The 2,162-nt window shown below is 41.1% G+C and carries 2 protein-coding genes; both read right to left on the bottom strand.

Annotated elements, in window-relative coordinates:
• Positions 1 to 112 precede the first annotated feature (112 nt).
• Entirely contained in the window at positions 113 to 1,690 is a 1,578-nt protein-coding gene (locus tag AC1DQW_RS27495) for a glycoside hydrolase family 43 protein (protein WP_477456985.1), read from the bottom strand.
• Positions 1,691 to 1,734: 44 nt separating this feature from the next.
• The coding region (locus tag AC1DQW_RS27490; protein ID WP_477456984.1) for an alpha-L-arabinofuranosidase C-terminal domain-containing protein at positions 1,735 to 2,162 on the bottom strand (428 nt) is incomplete at its 5' end.

Genomic DNA, 2,162 nt, shown 5'->3' with positions numbered 1-2,162 from the left:
AACGACTTATTAGTGTTTGTAATAACTGGTTTTACGCTTAAATCAGCAATTTCTTGCTTACTGCATCTTGTTAATGTCAGGATGCCTATTTATTTGTTTAACTGGTTGAATTTTATTTTTCCGGGGAAATGGAATCTGTTATATGAAAAAAGTCAAAGTCGGCCGCTCCCCCTATATTTTTTGTAGCATAATTAAACAAAGCAAAACGATAGCCCATAAAATGCGGGATGCTATAAGCCATTTTTAATTGTTTGCCCAATGTTATCCACGTTTTCCCGTCCAGGCTATAAAAAAAATCTGCCACGTCTTTTCTGCTTGTAAAATTGCATTCCGCCTTAAAGTACATTACCTTTTGGTTTAAGGGGATTTTTTGTGCTTCTACAGGTTTTCCGGTACTTGCATTGATCATTAAGACAGCTTTGCTATTCCCTGTTATTTTGACACCGGCCAATCCGTAATTTTTTTGCAAAAGGCCCAAACCCGCAAAATCACCATCTTTCATTTTAGAAATGTCGAGCGAAACTGTCCCGGAGCATACCGGGCCGATAGTGCGTTGTGTCAATGAATTTCGTGCCGCCAGGAAATCGGTGTCGATCCTGCCGGTGGTGAGCCGTAAATACCCTTTCCGGGCTGTAACAGACCACAAACTATTATCCGGGTTATGGTTCCATTGCCAAACCAGTGGTAATGCACGTTCGCCTTTTTTACGGGTAAACTCGTCCGAAGCAACAATGCCTGGGATCAAACCTTTACTGGCTGGCAGATCTAATGTATCCGGGGCTTTACCGTTTTCTCCTAATACAGGCCAACCGTCTTCCCACTTTACAGGAACCAGATAGGGAATTCGGCCAACAGAACCAAAATCGCGAAAGAGATAAGAAAACCAGCGTCCGTCTGGCGTCTCAATAAGTCCACCCTGAGCAATTCCTCTATCCTGTAAGCCAACTTTTCCTTCCCAAGGACCGTTGATATCATCTGCCCTATGTATAACTACAGTTCTGTTTTTACCGCGCGGGGCGCAAATATTAAATAGATAATATTTTCCATTTATTTTATATAATTGAGATCCTTCAGCGCCAATGCCCATGTCGTTTCCTGCTGGTGCGTGGGCGTTTTCAATGATAACTTTCACCGGAACGCCTGGTCTAACTCCCGTCAGATCGTCATTTAATTCAACAAGTTTTAGTCTATCTGCATCATAAATTAAATAGGCTTTGCCATCATCATCAAAAAACAGAGAATGGTCATGATACGCTGGTTTAAAGGAAATTCTTTCCCAATTTCCTTTTTCTATATCTTTCGTTTTAAAAATATAAGTTTCACCTGTGGTTTGTGCAAAAGTGGTTACATAATACATACCTTTATGGAAGCGCAGACTGCTCGCCCATGAACCCTTGCCGTATGTGTTTTTACCTTCTGTCAAATTTAGCTCCGGCATATCTGCCAAAGTATCATAGGCATAGTTGATTATTTTCCAATTGACAAGATCTGTAGATTTCATAATAGGCACCCCGGGATTCATGTGCATCGTTGTACTGCTCATATAATAATTTTTACCAACCCTGATCATAGACATATCGGGAACATCAGCAAAAATGATTGGATTAGTGGCTTTTTGCGCATATAAACGCGGCACTATAAGCGTGATAATTAAGGCCGTTATCCATAACCTGTAAATCGCATTTCTCATATTCACATTTGGTTTTTTGTCCTGGTATGCTTACCTGGTTTTAATTATTTAGTTAATGTATTTATTTGAAGCATGCTTACTGAATATGGATCGAAAGTCCTTGTAAACTTAGCGCCTGCCACTTTTATTTTGGAGGTAACCGGAACTATTTTTACCGGGTCGCTGATCGTATTAGTATCTTCAGGTTTATCACCTTTTATGACCACGATAATACCCTCGGGAGAAAGTTTTCCAACCCCCTTCAGATCGATATCAACCTGCTGCGGCTTTCCTGTTGCATTTACTACTTTAAGAAACAGTTTTCCCGTTTTGGTGTCCTGGGTAGCTACATAAAACATGCCTGGTATAGGTTTGGGCATGTTGTTCGCCGCGCTGTCCTGCTTGGTGGCAGGCCGCGTTTGGGTTGGGATATTGTCACCTGCTATTGGCACCACTTTATCGCCGATATAGCTGTTAAACATTACTTGTACAT

The organism is Mucilaginibacter sp. P5_A4, assembly GCF_056400605.1.
Note: the sequence above shows the minus strand (reverse complement) of the source record. Positions and strands in the feature narration are given on the sequence as shown.

What these genes read in the sequence shown, in the direction of transcription:
- AC1DQW_RS27495 (WP_477456985.1), bottom strand. Translation starts at nt 1,690, where the DNA reads ATGAGAAATGCGATTTACAGGTTATGGATAACGGCCTTAATTATCACG.